We start from the raw sequence: 15,724 nt of genomic DNA, 5'->3' as shown, positions 1-15,724 counted from the left end.
AATATATTAAAGGGCTAAGCCATATGAGCCATCTTAAGAATGCTTCGATAAATGGCTTTGATCATGTTATAAAAGCTTCAAATAATCTGCCTATTTATCAATCCGGCTTCACGTTAATTGAGGCCATAATTTCAGTGCTCATATTAGCCACTATCAGCTCAATAGCCCTACCCTCCTTTGTTACCGCTCAGCAAAGATGGGAAGCACATAAGATACGATCTGATATTATCAATACTTTTCGTGTTGCTAAAGCTCACAGCTTCACCCAGCGCACCAATACAGTGATGTGTTTGGCCGATATTCATCAAGTGTGTCACAAACAAGCCGCTCACTATTTACTGGTCTTTAGCGACAGTGATGACAATCATAAATTTGACTTGCAAGCAGATCAGCTCTTGTTAAAGCAAGCTTTGAATTTAAATTATGGGCGGGTGTATCTTAATGCAGGGCGGCGTCACTATATTAAGTTCTTTGGTGATAGCGGATTACCACGCGGACATTTTGGTCACATAAAGTACTGTCCTAATAATGGTAATAAGCAAAACATGTATCAGATATCAATAAACCAACAAGGCAACCATCGATTCAAGCCTTATCGCTTTAAAAAGACTGGCTGCCCATAAAGGATCGCTCTTTTTTTGTCTACTTTTGTCTTAGTCCATTCTTACTGTACTGTTCATTTATGACCGGCTTCTATGGCCTGCTTCATGGCTTTGACAGCGCTCTCAAGCCCCATAAATACGCTGTCTGCAATTAGGGCATGACCTATGTTCAACTCGTAAATACCGTCAATGGCAGCAATAGGACCCACGTTATCTCGCGTCAAGCCATGGCCTGCGTTAACAATTAATTTATCATTAGCGGCTAAAGCATAAGCTGTGGCTTGCTGAATTCTCAGCAACTCTTTTTGGGTTGACGGCTCACTCGTAAGCGTGGCTTCTGAATACTGGCCAGTATGCAGCTCAATGGCATCAGCGCCACAAGCAATAGCTGCATCAATTTGAATGGGCTCAGGGTCTATAAACAAAGACACTTTTGTGCCATTTTGTTGCAAAGACGCCACATAATGCTTTAGGCCATCTACTTGAGCGGCGACATCTAGGCCACCTTCTGTCGTCAGCTCTTCACGCTTTTCAGGTACCAAACAGACCCATTGCGGCTTGACCTCTAACGCAATGCTTAGCATCTCTTGGGTAGTGGCCATCTCTAAATTCATGCGTGTGGTTAACAAAGGTCTCATGCGGTAAACATCGGCATCTTGAATGTGACGTCTGTCTTCTCGCAAATGCAAGGTAATACCATCAGCACCTGCTTTTTCACACAATAAAGCAGCTTCAACAGGATCAGGATAAGCCACGCCGCGTGCTTGACGCAAAGTGGCCACATGATCAATATTAACGCCTAATAAAGGTCGAGATGCCGTAGATTGAGTACGAGTAGTCATAAGATATCACCCTATAAAAAAAGCAATAAGTGGCTGTAATATGCCTTTATTGCCTAACACTTACCCTTTTGCAAGTACAGGCAATATGAGAAACTGTGACTTATTGATAACGAAAAAACTGCTGCCAAAGTATACGACTTTGCAGCGGCTGATAGTCAAAAAGGTGGTCAATTAATTGGCGATGGATTTGTGACCAATCATTGACAGTATGGGTGGTTATTCCTGAGCGCATGGCGATAATAGATCGCCCTAGCAGTGCAGATGATGCCTTGATATGAGCGCAGTCTAAGTTTTCATCAGACTCAAGCTGCTTGACCCACCCCCTGTCTGGGGCAAAACGGTATAGCGGCTCAGCCTCAATGGGGTATTGATCACAGTCTTGATCCAAATCAATGGCAAAGCCTAGCTCATTAAATAAAACCTGCTCGTAGGCGCGCAGCACCATCTTTAAGTCATCTCTACTAAGTACACCCTGTAATTGCCGCATGGTCTGGCTATATTGCTCATAAATAATCGGCACACTGTCTTCAACGGGCAAGAGCTTAAGGGTAATCTCATTCACATACAAAGCAGCATATTGCTGCTGACCCATGAGACTTGGCACAGACTCAGCAATGTGTACTTGCTGCAGGGTTTTTAAGGATTTTTTTCCGCTAGCAAAGAGCGTTAAAGGCACAAACTGCGGGATACCCTTTTTGGCCACCCCATGCAAAACACCATGCTCTTTTGTCAACAGATAATAAATGCTGCGTTTTTCTTGAAAGGGCCGCTGATGTAAGCTATACGCTTGTAGGGGTTCATTACGCATGGCTGTCATCCTCAAAAAACTGACTAACTAAGCACACCCTTAACGCACCTGTCTTGATAGTGATCGCCACTTGGCTCAGGCTCAGTATTAGTACCCTAAGCTGCTGAGCGCACGCGCATCATCTGACCAGCCTTGCTTCACTTTTACCCACAAGTTAAGCATAATTTTGCGCTCAAACAAAGCTTCCATATCTTCACGAGCGGCTGTACCCACTTGTTTAATGCGGCTGCCTTTATCACCAATGATAATGGCTTTTTGGCCATTACGTTCAACAAAAATAGTGGCATCAATAAAGGTTACCGCTTTGCGCTTACGGCCAGTTTTTGGATCAATGTGCGCCGGCTCATCTTTGAATTCGTCAATTTGTACCGTTAAATCATAAGGTACTTCATCACCTGACTGACGCATGATTTTTTCACGAATGATTTCGCTGGCCAAAAAGCGCTCACTGCGATCGGTGATTTGCTCAGTGTCATAAATGGGTGCGCCTTGAGGCAGATGTGAGCGGATCACTTGCTGCAAACGCTCTAGGTTTTGGTTCTTTAAGGCAGAAACCGGAACAATATCTGCAAAATCAAAGTTTTCATGATAGGTTTCAATAAGTGGCAGAATTGAGCCTTTATCTTTAATGGTATCCGCCTTGTTAATCACCAGTACCACAGGCGTATCGGTCTCACCAATCTTCTCTAAGGTCAATAAGTCATCTTCACGCCACTGATCACCATCTACCACGAACAATACTAAGTCAACGTCCACCAACGCAGAAAAAGCAGCTTTATTCATACGCTCATTAATCAAGCGGACTTCATTGCTGTGAATACCTGGAGTATCGACAAACACCGCTTGCATATCTTCATGAGATAAGATGCCATGAATACGATGACGGGTTGTTTGCGGCTTACGCGAAGTAATAGATAGCTTTTGACCCAACATGTGGTTCATTAGCGTTGATTTGCCGACGTTTGGACGGCCCACGATGGCCACATAGCCTGCGCGGTAATCTTCTGGCAGGGCATTGTCGTCGCCAAAAAAGCTGTCTAGTAAGTTATCTGTCCCCAAATTTGTTTCAGGAGTGATGTCTTGATTGTCTTGTGGTGCATTTGCCATATATCTGTTTATCCGATGTCGTTATATAAAAGCGCTATATTAGTGGCGCTTTGAATGTGAGTTGATTTATAAAAAATAAAAGATTTATAAAAAATAAAATTAGGAAGAATAGAGGATTTTTATCAAGTCAGCCTAAGCTAAGCTTTGACTTTAATAATGCGGTCGTTAACCAATTTATTGAGCTGATTAATCATTTTTTCAGCCGTCTTTTGTTCCGCAATTCGGCGGCTTTCACCAGACTCTACAATGGGCGTAGTGTGCGGTACATCTACCTCACAGCGCACAATAAATACTTGGTTGGGCGCATTGCCTTGCGTCTCGAGCAAGTCATAATTGGGCAGCTCAAACTTATAGCCTTGTAACCATTCTTGTAGCCGGCTTTTGGCATCTTTTAGCACGCGTTGATCATTGACGTTGTCTATCAGCTCCGCAAACCAATCTAGCACACAGGCTTTGACCGTATCCACGCTTTGACTGTCTAAATAAATGGCGCCAATTAAAGACTCCACCGTATCTGCCAAAATTGAGGCACGCTCTCGGCCACCGCCTTTTCGCTCACCCACACCCAATATCAAATACGACGATAAGTTAAGCTTTTGTGCCACGACTACCAAGGATTCTTGGCGCACCAAAGTGGCACGCATGCGAGTCAAACGGCCTTCATCTTGTTTGGGGTACTGATAGTACAAAGCTTCACCGATAATCATCCCTAACAGGGCATCGCCTAAAAACTCCAAACGCTCGTAGTTTATTTTGCCATCAAAAGAGCGGTGCGTCAGTGCAAGCTTAGCCAAACTGGTGTCGTTAAAGCTATAACCGAGCTGTTTTTGTAAGCTTAGCAGTCCCAGCTCAAAGCTGGTATAGCGCTGTTTGGGCGACTGCTTGCTCGTATGGGCTATTTCAGCCGTTTCTGTCATCTTACTGTTATCACCACTGGCTTTTCTAAAAACTTTTGGCATATTAATTAGGCACGTTAGCCGCCGTTATTCTCTCAAGCTTTTATATAAACTTATAAAAATTTGGATTAAATACAGCAGCACTTGTTGAATAAAGTGAAAAAATAAATTAAAAATCAGTCGCTCTATCGATCAACCTCTAGACTTGATTAATCAATAGAACGGTTATGACTAAAGGTAGGTAGATTACTTAGACCCGGCTTTTTATGCATCCACACGTAGACCGCTTTACCCGCTAGGTTTTCATCAGGGACAAAGCCCCAATAGCGACCATCTTCACTGCGATCTGAGTTATCTCCCATCACAAAATAGTTGCCTTCAGGCACCTTGACTTGCCAACTGCCTTCATGAGTAATGGGCTGTTGTAAAAAGTTAGAATATTCTGAACCAAGTAAATTAGGCGCTAAGTAGCGGCGCAAATAACGATGCTCACCCAACTTTTCTTGAAAATAACGGGCACCCTGCTCTTCATTGCGCGCCACCGCCACCGCATCTTGTGGTGACAAATCCCACTCACGGCTTGGGTCACTGCCTTTCACCGGTGTATAAAGTTGATCAACCATAGCTTCATCAGCCGTAAAGCTAACCGGCTCACTCGGCACTACCTGGCCATTTACTGAAAGCTTGCCTTGGCTAAAGCTGACCTCATCACCTGGCAAGCCAATGATACGCTTGATGTAATAAATCTTCGGGTTTTGTGGATAGCGAAACACCACCACATCACCATGCTCAGGCTCACCCACATCAATAACTTTATTATAAGTGAGCGGCAGACGAATACCATAAGCGTATTTGTTCACCGCAACAAAGTCACCGGTATATAAGGTCGGTACCATAGAAGATGACGGAATATTAAAAGGCTCAACAATAAAAGAGCGCACAATCAATACTGCAGCCAACACCGGAAAATAATCATATGCCCAGCGTACCAAGAAATTCTCATTTTTTGACTGCTTTGGCAAATTGGCTGTGGTTGCGATACTGGCCTGACGCTTGGCTTCGCGGTATTCTCTATGTGCCTGTTTAACGGGCATAGGGGCATCATCGATATCAATATTATCAACATCTACCGTGCTGTTATCCTTAGGCACAAGATTATGCTCAGCCAAAGCGGTCAAATAAGCGTGCTTCTTTGTGGCAAGGTTGGCTTGGGCAGCTTGGCTTTCTTTACTATGAACGCCGCCTGCCAGACCACCGCCACGCTTATGTTGCTTTAGCCATAGCTTATCGAGCAGCCATACCACCCCTAAAATTAAGGTTATTGGCACTAAAATCACATTAAAATCAAAGTCCATACTGCTGCCTTAACCGCTTCATTATCATCCTAAGCCTACGTTGCAATTTGTCACACGTTCTAACGACAGGCTTGTGCTGATGCTTCTTACTGTGTTGATATTAAGATAGCAGTGCCTACAACCTAGGCTCTGCCCCTATTCATTTTGTGTTAAAAAGCTTATTGGTTGTCCACCTGTAGTACCGCTAAGAAGGCTTCTTGTGGAATCTCCACACTGCCCACCTGCTTCATGCGTTTCTTACCTTCTTTCTGCTTCGATAGTAGTTTCTTCTTACGAGAAACGTCACCACCATAACATTTGGCAAGTACGTCTTTGCGCATGGCTTTTACTGTACTACGCGCAATAATCTGGCTGCCAATGGCCGCTTGGATAGCGACATCGAACATCTGACGCGGAATCAGTTCTTTCATTTTTTCGACCAATTGACCACCGCGGTAACGGGCCTGTTCTTGGTGACAAATCATGGCCAAAGCATCCACCTTGTCGCCGTTGATTAACACATCTACTTTAACCAGCTTATCGACTTCATAACGATCAAACTCATAGTCTAAGGAGGCAAAACCACGAGAAACAGATTTTAAGCGGTCAAAGAAATCCATAACCACTTCACCTAGTGGAATATCAAAAATCAATTGAACTTGTTTGCCCATAAAGCGCATATCAACTTGCGTACCACGGCGCTCCATACACAAGGTCATGACGTTGCCTAGATAATCTTGCGGCACCAGAATATGGCAGCGAGCGATAGGCTCACGGAACTCTTCAACAAAGCCTGGATCAGGCAGTCTTGATGGGTTGTCAATCAGCAAAATCTCGCCATTTTTCTTTTTGATCTCGTAGATCACAGAAGGCGCTGTGGTAATCAAATCAAGGTTGTACTCACGCTCTAGACGCTCTTGAATGATTTCCATGTGCAGCATACCTAAGAAGCCGCAGCGAAAACCAAAACCTAGTGCATCTGAGGTATCTGGCTCAAAGAACAAGGCAGAGTCGTTAATCTGCAGCTTTTGTAGCGCTTCACGGAACTTCTCAAAATCACTTGAATCTACCGGGAATAGACCGGCATACACCTGCGGGGTAATCTGTTTAAAACCTGGAATTAAGTCCACATCGGGTGTTTTGGCATGGGTCATGGTATCACCCACAGGCGCGCCATGAATGTCTTTAATACCAGCAATCACAAAGCCCACTTCGCCAGCTTCTAATTTACCTGTCTCTAGCGGCTTTGGTGTAAATACCCCAATTGAGGTGACCAAGTGTGAATCCATCGTAGATTTAATTAAAATCTTATCGCCTTTACTGAGGCTACCTTGACGCACACGTACCAAGGACACAACGCCTAAGTAGTTGTCAAACCAAGAGTCAATAATCAAGGCTTGTAGCGGCGCATCACGGTCACCGGTCGGTGCAGGAATACGCTCAACCAACGCTTCTAACAGCTCATCGACACCCAAACCTGATTTGGCAGATACCCGAGGTGCATCATCGGCCTCAATACCGATAATATCTTCAATCTCTTGAATAACACGTTCAGGCTCTACTTGCGGCAAGTCAATTTTATTGAGCACAGGCAATACTTCAAGGCCCAAATCTACCGCGGTATAGCAGTTGGCTACTGACTGCGCCTCAACGCCTTGTGCAGCATCCACTACCAACAGCGCCCCTTCACAAGCCGCCAAAGAACGTGACACCTCATAAGAGAAGTCAACGTGGCCTGGGGTATCAATGAAGTTTAGCTGATAGCGCTCACCATTGGGGTGATCATAATACAAAGTCACCGATTGCGCTTTAATGGTAATACCACGCTCACGCTCAATGTCCATTGAATCTAAGACTTGGGCCTGCATTTCACGATCCTGCAGCGCACCACAAGTCTGAATAAAGCGATCGGCCAAGGTGGATTTACCATGGTCAATATGGGCGATGATTGAGAAATTTCGAATATTTGATAATGCGGTCACGTCTTGCGGCTACCTAGTTGTTGGGTTCATTAATAAAATAAAAAATGAAGTAAAAAATATAGTAAGGTTAGCTATTCTAGCAGCTTTAACTCAGCTTGTAAGTGATAGAAATGCAATGCTGAGTGACAGAAGTCAAAAAAGATTGGTTTTGTGGCCTAAGCTGAGAGTTACCACCCATGATAGTACCTAAGATTTTTTATGGTCAGGCATTCTGGCGGTGAGAATTAAAGAGCCTATGCGGCAAAAACTGAGTGACTAACAAAACGATGAGACATAAAAAAAGCCAACTACTTAGCTTAATATGGCAAAGTAATCGGCTATTTTAGGCACGGTGGCCAAATATATGGTGGCGATGAAGAGACTTGAACTCTTGACCTCACGATTATGAGTCGTGCGCTCTAACCAGCTGAGCTACATCGCCATTTGAGGGCAGTATTATCCCTAAAACATTGTTAGCCGTCAACCCCTAAATTAAAAATATTTTCAATTTAGAGAATAATCTCTGCTACTTCGTTAGCTAGCCGCTATTATATACACTTTTTTTAGGGAAAATATAAAATATTTTGGTAAACCGATAAGCCGGGTTCTGTCGTGAACGATCATTCATCTAGGCGCACCGTTGCCAGTACGCTCGAGCAACCTACCCGTGTCCCCTGCAGGCGACAAGTAATGGACACCTATTTGGTCTTGCTACGCGTGGAGTTTACCTTGCCATGAACTGTTGCCAGCCACGCGGTGCGCTCTTACCGCACCCTTTCACCCTTACCTCACCACTTTACAGCTAGGCTGTAGAGCTTAAATTGAGGCGGTCTGCTCTCTGTTGCACTTGTCGTCGGGTTACCCCGCCCAGCCGTTAGCTGGCACGCTGCCTTATGTAGCCCGGACTTTCCTCCCTTTTGTCTTAAATAATCACACTTAACGCATCAATATTTAACTTAAAACGGCGATCGTCTGGTTTACCAAGCGGCAGAGTATAACAGAGCCCAAAAAAAACAGCCACTACTTTAATTAAATAGTGGCTGTTTACAAGCGGATTTATTTTAAAATCTAGCTAATTATCTACGCTCACATTGTACAGCGTATTCATTACCATCTGCCCATTTTAGGCTCATAATGCCATAGTCTGCTTTGGTGTGCCAATCATAAGTCACATTTGGACTATCACTGTTTACATAGCGAGCGCCTGACCCTGAGGTAGCAATATTCATGGTTAAGGTCTGGTTGTTCCAGTTGGCTTTAGGTAGGCTTGCATTGATCATCGCTTGTTCACCATCCATTGAGTACTTAGCTTGGACAGTAGCATTATCTTCACAAACAAACTGCTCTGGCGCCATACGGTCATAAGCTTTGTTGGTGGTCTGCTGAGTTGTAGTCGTGGTGGTTGGGCTAGTCGCACAAGCGGCCATAACTAAGCTTAGAGGTAATAAAGTTAATAACTTTTTCATAAACGAACTCCAGTAGCGGTTGTTATCAATTAAGGTAACGAAATAAAAAATACAACAATTAGCATCAATATCTTGCTATGTTCAAAACCAATTATTCAAAAGCCAATGACACAAATAATAGGCAATAAGATAATTAATCTGCTTTCTATTATATCCACACTAAAAGCTGTGTCTGTTACCTCTTGTCAGCTCTGTTAGTGTTCTCTTCATGATTTTGATTAAGTTATGTAACAAAATAATTAATCTGCTTTAACTGTTGAGTTTTTTGTGTCCTCTAAAGGCTGATCTGTATACGTCTCAATAACCATATTTGAGCTGTAACTGCGCCAGTGATTGCTTGATATTTTCGATACGCTGATTGACCTGACTTGCCTTATTAGGCAGCTCTACCAAATAAGTACGCGCTTGTTTTTCAGTAGCAAAATTAAGATTGTCACCACCACGCAGCTTTTCATACTCTTTTTGATAGTTATGCAGTCTGTCCTCCTCGATACTCAGCTGTTTATTTAAGGAGTAATAGTGGCGGCCGTCGGCATTAATACGCTCCAAGTTGGCGGTCACATTGGCTGGGCAGACTGCATTCATCTGTGCACCTCTACGGCCGATTTGGTAAGCATTGGTCGCCGTACAATATTGGGTCAAACCCTCTTTTCGGCCCTGCGCCCACGCCTCGTAATCTGTGGCCACCCCTGCTTTGGCACAAGCTTTGTTGTGATTGTTCAAATAATCAGCAGAGCGCCCTGCTGCCCCATCGGCGTAACCGATAGCCTGCCAATTGCCCGTGCGGCACTCTTGCTCTGATAACGTTGCACAGCCTGTCAGCACTGACATCCCAACAGCCATGCTTAGCAGTAGATATCCTTTTTTCACAATATTTTACTCCCTTATAAAAGCGGCCAACAAAGGCGTATGCCCTTGCCGGCCGGCTGTGTTGGCTTGTATGAATACAAATAACACCGTTATCTGCTACCACTGACCGAATCTTGGGTCAGCAACCTTAGCTTATGGCTGCTATCGAGTTAAATCCAGTGCAGTGATGCCAGTGGCAGTGTCTTCTTTTAAAGTACGCTTTAGCAGCATGTAGCCGGCAATGCCTGAGATGATAGAGCCTAGGATAATACCCAAGCGCGGATCGAAACCTTCGGTAACGCCGCCAAAGGCTAGGCCACTGATAAACAAGCTCATGGTAAAGCCCACACCGCACAGCAAAGAAACACCATAGATTTGCTTAAAGTTGGTGCCATTAGGCAATGAGGCTAGGCCTGCTTTAATAATGCTCCAAGTCATCAGCATAATACCCACCTGTTTCCCGATAAATAAACCGGCCGCAATGCCAAAGGGCACTGAGTGTAACAGCTGACCAAATCCAGCACCTTGCAATGAGATACCAGCGTTTGCAAAGGCAAATAGCGGTAAAATCGCAAAGGCTACCGTGCCATGTAGGTCGTGCTCTAAGTCTTCAAGGGGCGAGTGCTCAGGGTCATCTGTATTCACCATAGGGATAAATAGCGCTAGGATGACCCCCGCCAAAGTGGCATGAATACCGGATTTTAATACCGCAATCCACATGATAATCCCAAAAAATAAATAGGGGGTAATTGCCGTGACATTACGGCGATTGAGCAGGTATAAAAACGGCAAGCACAATCCTGCTATCAATAAAGATAACAACGACAAGTCACTGGTATAAAACAAAGCGATAATTAAAATGGCGCCAATGTCATCAAAGATGGCAATTGACACTAAAAATATCTTTAACGAGTTCGGTACACGGCTACCAAGCAAACTTAAGATACCAATGGCAAAAGCGATGTCTGTGGCAGCAGGAATTGCCCAGCCTGCCAAGTACTCGGGGTGGCTGGCATTAAAAGCGACGTAGACCAAAGCTGGCGCTATCATGCCCCCGACGGCCGCCGCCGCAGGCAGGACAATTTGATTGATATTAGATAATTCACCAATCAATACCTCGCGCTTAAGCTCTAAGCCGACTAAGAAGAAGAACACCGCCATCAAACCATCATTAATCCAATGATGCGCATCTTTGCTGATAATTAGCTCGCCCACCTGAACCACCACAGGGGCGTGAATAAAAGACTCATACCAATCATGTAAGGGAGAGTTGGCAACGATCATGGCTGCGATGGCTGCCAGTGCCAGCACAATGCCTCCTGCCGCCTCATACTCAAAGAATTTTTTTAGTTTCTGGTACACCGTATATCCTCACTTTCTTACCAATGGGCAAACTCTATCGGCCCATCAAATGATTTAGTTTATTGTTTTAACGAATAAGTTAGTTGCAATTATGGTAGCAGAAAAGTGGCCAGCAACGAGATAAAATTTAAGTACAGCTTTAAATACGCTTATGGTTACTTATGACAAAGCTACTCGGCATTTATCTTGAATAGATAGGCAGCTCGGCGCCTAACTGACCTGATTGGCGTGCTATAATTTGCTGCATTTTTTGGGCCCATTTATCAAAATAGGTCGCTAAAAATTTTCGTTTAGTATCCTCTTAGCACCCTTTTAGCACCCTTAGCTAACGACCTTTGTTATAGGTCTTAGCTGTAATGCTGTTGATTTTTTTTGTCTACCCCACTTGTGGATGTCATGTATGGACTTTTCCTTAACCCTTGAAGTAATTTTAATGTTAACTGCCGTAGCAGCCGTGGCAGGATTTATTGATGCCATAGCCGGTGGCGGCGGACTGCTCACCATTCCCGCTATGTTATTGGCCAATATCCCCCCAGTTATGACTTTGGGCACCAACAAGCTTCAGGCCGCCTCTGGGGCGCTGACCGCCTCCATTACTATGATAAAAAAAGGCGTGGTGAAGCCAGCCACTATGAAAATGGCCATTGCCGGCGCTTTTTTTGGCTCGGTATTGGGCACCATCGCTGTGCAGATGTCACCACCGGATATGCTTGAAAAGATCATTCCATTTTTGATTGCCGCTATTGGGATTTATACCTTATTTGCGCCAAGCTTGGGGGATGTGGAGGCTGAGCCTAGAATTAAGGAGACCACGTGGCAGCGTGTGGTGGCACCCTTGATAGGCTTTTATGATGGCTATGTCGGCCCGGGCACCGGTATGTTTTTTGCGCTAGGTAATGTGGCACTGCGGGGTAGAGCCATTATTGCGGCCACAGGAACTGCCAAAGTGCTTAATTTATCGACCAACATTGCCTCGCTGATTTTCTTTATCTTAGGCGGTAATGTGCTGTGGAAAGTGGGTCTGGCGATGATGGTGGGTCAAACCATAGGCGCTTATGCTGGCTCTCACATGGTGGTCAAAGGCGGTAGCAAGCTGATTCGGCCGGTTATTGTACTGGTCTGTCTGGCCATGGTGACTAAGTATGTTATAGGATAAAGGCTATCTGCTTGAATTTTAGGTAGCCGCTAAATCAGACCAGACATAAAAAAAGCCCCAATTGGGGCTTTTTTTATGAGTTACCGTGAGTGCTTAGCCTTTTTTTAGGTCATCATACTCGCTGCCCATAATGCCATCACTCATCACATTAGCAAACTCTTGCTCGCTTTCTGGATCAATGTGGCCATCGAATACCTCTTTAGTACCCGCTTCAGGATCGTTATACACATCAATGTCCATCTTGCCTTCTGCTTTTGCCACAATGGCAGTCACAGCCGCATCACCACCGACGTTTACTGCAGTACGTAACATATCAAGCAGACGGTCTACACCTAAGATAAGACCGATACCTTCGATAGGCAGACCCACTTGAGCAAACACCATCGATAGCATGATCAGGCCCACACCAGGTACCCCAGCTGTCCCGACTGAAGCCAGTACTGACATTAGGATAACCATCAAATACTGGCCCGCACTTAAATCAATACCATATAAATTGGCGATAAAGATAGTGGCGGTACCCTGCATAATGGCCGTACCATCCATGTTGATGGTCGCACCAAAAGGAATGGTAAATGACGCCACCGAGTTATCCACACCCATACGCTTGGTCACTGTGCGTAAGCTAACGGGGATGGTGGCGTTTGAGCTTGACGTACTAAAGGCAAAGATCTGCACTTCGCGCATTTTTGATAAAAAGGTTCTCACCGATAATCCGGAGGTAAGCTTTAGGATAATCATCATGGTGACGAAGAAGTGGAACGCCAAAGAGCCAACCAACACGGCGACGTAACCAAATAACGAGAGCATCAAGTCTAAGCCTAAATCAGACATGGCTTGGACCAACAAGGCAAACACCCCGTAAGGCGCTAGGTTCATAATGATGGTTACCATTTTCAAGATAACTTCATTAATAAGCTCTAGGCTTTGTACCAGACCTTTGGCCGGCTTGCCCACCATCAAAATACTCACCCCAATTAAGATGGCGAAGAAAATGATAGACAGCATATCGCCATTGGCCATGGCACTGATTGGGTTAGAGGGAATAATATTTGAGAAAACATCAATCAATGGTGGTGCATCTTTGGCTTCAAAGGCATTCTCAGGCTTTAGGTTCATGCCTTTACCGATACCAAAGATTGAGCCGAGGCCAATAGCAGTTGCGATAGCAATAGCTGTGGTGACCATATAAATAAAGAAGGTTTTGGTACCGATACGGCCCAATAGACGGATGTCGCCAATACCACATACCCCACAAATAAGTGAGATAAGAACCAAGGGTACCACCAACATTTTTAGTGAGTTTACAAACAGCTTACCGACAATACTAAACAAGCCATTTACTAGATAGGTATTAACAAACCCACCTTCGGCATTCAATCCTGTATAGTTAAAAATCAACCCTAGGATGATACCCAATAACATAGCCACCAGAATCTTACTGGTTAAACCCATATTTTTCCACATAACTTTGTCCTTAAAGCAAGACCTGTCTAGCAAGTTGTTTGACCATCATTAAAACACAATAACTTATCAATCCCTTACTAATCATGGTCTGCCGAATAAATTCATAAGTACAACAAGCAATGTTGTACCGAAACATCCGCGATAACTCGCCTTATCATCCCTATAGAGTTAAAGACAGTTGCAGGCCACACTCCTTGTGTCTATCAAGCCACCTACTTTTTAATAATCAGATTAGGGCACTTCAAATAGTCTTTATAGGCGCCAATGCAGCGTTCTATAAATAGTTACCCTAATGTAAAGTAATGTGTCTCGACCGTATGCCGCCAATATAAAGTAAAAGTTACCCTTATCGCAAGTTATTTTTATAATACACACCCATACACATTCTAAGAAGTGATAACTTATCGCCCGTCTTATTAAATGGTACAGGCCAAGTCAATAGATTAAGCGGATGAATATACAGGGGGGAATGCGGTAGAATAGAGACCACTCTAATAACAATGATTTAACCCTTATGCTTGAGCTTCGTCATCTACAAACACTAACTGCCTTACGTGCCCACGGTTCACTTGCCGCTGCCGCCGATGAGCTGCACGTTACCGCGTCTGCAGTCTCGCACCAATTAAAAGAGCTGGAGAACTATTATGGGGTAAAACTGGTCAATCGCCGTACTCGCCCCTTAACCTTCACGCCGGCAGGAAAAGTAGTGCTAAAGCTGGCAGACAGCATATTACCTCAAGTCACTCGTACCAAAAACAACCTAAAAAGACTGGCACATGGGCAAGCCGGCCGATTGCGACTGGCTTCTGAATGCCACAGCTGCTTTGATTGGCTGATGCCGATTTTGAATCAGTTCCGGCGCGAATGGTCAGATGTGGAGCTAGATTTTGCCACAGGCTTTGAGCCTGAGCCGCATCATCTGCTCAGTGAAGGCGATATCGATTTGCTGATTACCACCAGTGATTTGGATATTGAAGGGATTTGTTATCAGCCGCTTTTTAGTTACGAAAGCCGATTGGTATTGTCGCCGACGCATCCTTTGGCCAGCAAAACAAGTATCGTACCTGATGACTTGGTTGATCAAACCTTGATTGCCTATCCGGTAGAAACCAAAAGGCTGGATGTGATTGCTAAGTTTATGGCGCCTGCTGAGGCCAGCTTTGCCAAAATTCGTACCACTGAACTGACAGCCATGCTGATTCAGTTGGTAGCAAGTGAGCGCGGCGTGGCTGCTCTACCTGACTGGGTAGCTGCAGAATATGAGAAAAAAGGATGGGTGGTCACTCGACCTTTTGTGGCGCCTGAAGGCTCAGATAATAGGCTTAACCCCATCACACATCCCAGCAGTCGAGCACACTCTTTGCCAAAAACTGGGATTTATTGTCAGTTATTTGCCGCCACCCGCCAAAGCAGCCAAGACACCGCTTACATGCAAGGCTTTGCCAAATTACTTGAGGAATTGGTTAAGCCTTAAGGCTGCAATCAACTACTTTTAGAAGCATAAACGGGTGAGGTAATAGCCCATGGCGGTCGCGGTTAATGTCAACAACACATGCACTGCGATCAGTACCAATCCAGCCATAACCTTACCACTATTAAGCAGTGCAAACACCTCACTGCTAAAGGTACTAAAGGTTGTAAGACCGCCTAAAAAACCGGTCATCACAAACAGCTTAACATTGGGATGCCACAGCTGGCCCGCTTTCATAAATACCACCATGGCCATCCCAATTAATAGCCCGCCAAGCACATTAGCGCCCAGCGTGCCCAGTGGAATCCAGGCATGCAAAGGATTAAGTCGGCCCAGCAGTGCCCGCAAACAAGCCCCAAACGCTGCGCCCATACCGATGGCTATCCACTGCATCTGGCCTCTC

General features: G+C 44.8%; 14 protein-coding genes, 1 tRNA gene and 1 other RNA gene. 3 read left to right on the top strand and 13 right to left on the bottom strand.

Going from position 1 to position 15,724, the window contains the following annotated elements:
- The first annotated feature begins 23 nt into the window (after nt 1–23).
- Nucleotides 24–623, top strand: coding sequence for a pilus assembly FimT family protein (locus MN210_RS02045; RefSeq protein WP_241879053.1), 600 nt, complete (start codon nt 24–26; stop codon nt 621–623).
- A gap of 53 nt (nt 624–676) precedes the next feature.
- On the opposite strand, the gene pdxJ is transcribed toward MN210_RS02045, so the two are convergent.
- From pdxJ to nhaA, 11 genes are all read right to left on the bottom strand, one after another.
- Nucleotides 677–1,444: a pyridoxine 5'-phosphate synthase gene (gene pdxJ, locus MN210_RS02040; RefSeq protein ID WP_241879052.1), complete on the bottom strand. Its 768-nt coding sequence runs from the start codon at nt 1,442–1,444 to the stop codon at nt 677–679.
- Nucleotides 1,445–1,544: 100 nt separating this feature from the next.
- Nucleotides 1,545–2,252, bottom strand: coding sequence for a DNA repair protein RecO (recO, locus tag MN210_RS02035; RefSeq protein ID WP_338412468.1), 708 nt, complete (start codon nt 2,250–2,252; stop codon nt 1,545–1,547).
- Nucleotides 2,253–2,339: 87 nt separating this feature from the next.
- Nucleotides 2,340–3,359: a GTPase Era gene (gene era / locus MN210_RS02030; protein ID WP_011959663.1), complete on the bottom strand. Its 1,020-nt coding sequence runs from the start codon at nt 3,357–3,359 to the stop codon at nt 2,340–2,342.
- A gap of 137 nt (nt 3,360–3,496) precedes the next feature.
- Nucleotides 3,497–4,318, bottom strand: a complete 822-nt coding sequence (gene rnc, locus MN210_RS02025) for a ribonuclease III (protein ID WP_110816069.1) — start codon at nt 4,316–4,318, stop codon at nt 3,497–3,499.
- A gap of 146 nt (nt 4,319–4,464) precedes the next feature.
- Nucleotides 4,465–5,610, bottom strand: a complete 1,146-nt coding sequence (lepB, locus tag MN210_RS02020; RefSeq protein ID WP_110816068.1) for a signal peptidase I — start codon at nt 5,608–5,610, stop codon at nt 4,465–4,467.
- Nucleotides 5,611–5,768: 158 nt separating this feature from the next.
- Nucleotides 5,769–7,571, bottom strand: coding sequence for a translation elongation factor 4 (lepA, locus tag MN210_RS02010; RefSeq protein ID WP_011959660.1), 1,803 nt, complete (start codon nt 7,569–7,571; stop codon nt 5,769–5,771).
- 344 nt (nt 7,572–7,915) lie between these two features.
- A tRNA-Met gene (locus MN210_RS02005) sits at nt 7,916–7,992 on the bottom strand.
- Between the two features lie 138 nt (nt 7,993–8,130).
- Nucleotides 8,131–8,534, bottom strand: an RNA gene (rnpB, locus tag MN210_RS02000) — RNase P RNA component class A.
- 92 nt (nt 8,535–8,626) lie between these two features.
- Entirely contained in the window at nt 8,627–9,016 is a 390-nt protein-coding gene (locus MN210_RS01995) for an MliC family protein (RefSeq protein WP_011959659.1), read from the bottom strand.
- A gap of 297 nt (nt 9,017–9,313) precedes the next feature.
- Entirely contained in the window at nt 9,314–9,886 is a 573-nt protein-coding gene (locus MN210_RS01990; RefSeq protein ID WP_227535396.1) for a DUF2799 domain-containing protein, read from the bottom strand.
- A 141-nt stretch (nt 9,887–10,027) separates the two neighbouring features.
- The gene (gene nhaA / locus MN210_RS01985) at nt 10,028–11,227 is read right to left on the bottom strand and encodes a Na+/H+ antiporter NhaA (protein WP_011959657.1); all 1,200 of its coding nucleotides are present in this window, start codon (nt 11,225–11,227) and stop codon (nt 10,028–10,030) included.
- A 400-nt stretch (nt 11,228–11,627) separates the two neighbouring features.
- On the opposite strand from nhaA, the gene MN210_RS01980 reads away from it, so the two are divergent.
- Nucleotides 11,628–12,383, top strand: a complete 756-nt coding sequence (locus tag MN210_RS01980; protein WP_338412467.1) for a TSUP family transporter — start codon at nt 11,628–11,630, stop codon at nt 12,381–12,383.
- A gap of 93 nt (nt 12,384–12,476) precedes the next feature.
- Here MN210_RS01980 and MN210_RS01975 read toward each other — a convergent pair whose 3' ends face one another.
- Nucleotides 12,477–13,850, bottom strand: a complete 1,374-nt coding sequence (locus MN210_RS01975) for a dicarboxylate/amino acid:cation symporter (protein ID WP_110816064.1) — start codon at nt 13,848–13,850, stop codon at nt 12,477–12,479.
- 514 nt (nt 13,851–14,364) lie between these two features.
- On the opposite strand from MN210_RS01975, the gene MN210_RS01970 reads away from it, so the two are divergent.
- The gene (locus MN210_RS01970; RefSeq protein ID WP_011959653.1) at nt 14,365–15,324 is read left to right on the top strand and encodes a LysR family transcriptional regulator; all 960 of its coding nucleotides are present in this window, start codon (nt 14,365–14,367) and stop codon (nt 15,322–15,324) included.
- Between the two features lie 18 nt (nt 15,325–15,342).
- Here MN210_RS01970 and crcB read toward each other — a convergent pair whose 3' ends face one another.
- Entirely contained in the window at nt 15,343–15,714 is a 372-nt protein-coding gene (gene crcB / locus MN210_RS01965; protein ID WP_011959652.1) for a fluoride efflux transporter CrcB, read from the bottom strand.
- Between the last annotated feature and the right edge of the window lie 10 nt (nt 15,715–15,724).

The organism is Psychrobacter raelei, from assembly GCF_022631235.3.
Lineage (GTDB): Bacteria > Pseudomonadota > Gammaproteobacteria > Pseudomonadales > Moraxellaceae > Psychrobacter > Psychrobacter raelei.
The sequence above is the reverse complement of the archived record's forward strand: the minus strand, read 5'-3'. Positions and strand labels throughout refer to the sequence as shown.

Excerpts from the sequence above, each read along its gene's own strand:
- MN210_RS01975 (WP_110816064.1), bottom strand. The coding sequence starts at position 13,850 with ATGTGGAAAAATATGGGTTTAACCAGTAAGATTCTGGTGGCTATGTTA.
- recO (WP_338412468.1), bottom strand. The coding sequence starts at position 2,252 with ATGCGTAATGAACCCCTACAAGCGTATAGCTTACATCAGCGGCCCTTT.
- pdxJ (WP_241879052.1), bottom strand. The coding sequence starts at position 1,444 with ATGACTACTCGTACTCAATCTACGGCATCTCGACCTTTATTAGGCGTT.
- era (WP_011959663.1), bottom strand. The coding sequence starts at position 3,359 with ATGGCAAATGCACCACAAGACAATCAAGACATCACTCCTGAAACAAAT.
- crcB (WP_011959652.1), bottom strand. The coding sequence starts at position 15,714 with ATGCAGTGGATAGCCATCGGTATGGGCGCAGCGTTTGGGGCTTGTTTG.
- MN210_RS02045 (WP_241879053.1), top strand. The coding sequence starts at position 24 with ATGAGCCATCTTAAGAATGCTTCGATAAATGGCTTTGATCATGTTATA.
- MN210_RS01995 (WP_011959659.1), bottom strand. The coding sequence starts at position 9,016 with ATGAAAAAGTTATTAACTTTATTACCTCTAAGCTTAGTTATGGCCGCT.
- MN210_RS01970 (WP_011959653.1), top strand. The coding sequence starts at position 14,365 with ATGCTTGAGCTTCGTCATCTACAAACACTAACTGCCTTACGTGCCCAC.
- MN210_RS01980 (WP_338412467.1), top strand. The coding sequence starts at position 11,628 with ATGGACTTTTCCTTAACCCTTGAAGTAATTTTAATGTTAACTGCCGTA.
- rnc (WP_110816069.1), bottom strand. The coding sequence starts at position 4,318 with ATGCCAAAAGTTTTTAGAAAAGCCAGTGGTGATAACAGTAAGATGACA.
- lepB (WP_110816068.1), bottom strand. The coding sequence starts at position 5,610 with ATGGACTTTGATTTTAATGTGATTTTAGTGCCAATAACCTTAATTTTA.